A 437-nucleotide genomic window follows, 5' to 3' on the forward strand; every position below is an offset into this window, starting at 1 on the left:
GGCGGGAACTGGGCGACGTCGGCACAGGTATCGACCAACGCCTTCATTTCAGAGGCGACGCGCAACCGCCCCTGCGCATCATGGCCCCAGTACAGCGGCACCACGCCGACCGGGTCGCGCGCGATCAGTACACGGCCCGCACTGCGATCCCATAAAGCAAAAGCGAAGATGCCGTTGAGCTGCTCCAGCCACTGCGCCGGCGACCCGCCCTGGCAGTACAGCGCGTTGATCACCTCGCAGTCCGAGCCGGTCTGGAAGGCATAGGCCTGGGCAAGTCCGGCCTTGAGCTGCTGGTGGTTGTAGATCTCGCCGTTGACCGCCAGCGCCAGCKSMCCGTCYTCGGACAGCAGCGGCTGCGARCCRCCKGCCGGATCGACGATGGCCAGGCGCTCRTGCACSAGSAKSGCGCCCTCGTCCASGTAYACRCCGCTCCAGTC

General features: G+C 67.1%; 1 pseudogene. It reads right to left on the reverse strand.

Annotation, left to right across the window (positions count from 1 at the left end):
- Positions 1-398 (reverse strand): annotated as a pseudogene (locus AC1DOP_RS27315) (hypothetical protein); the annotation flags it as partial.
- Positions 399-437 lie beyond the last annotated feature (39 nt).

Source organism: Massilia sp. 01N410, assembly GCF_056399665.1.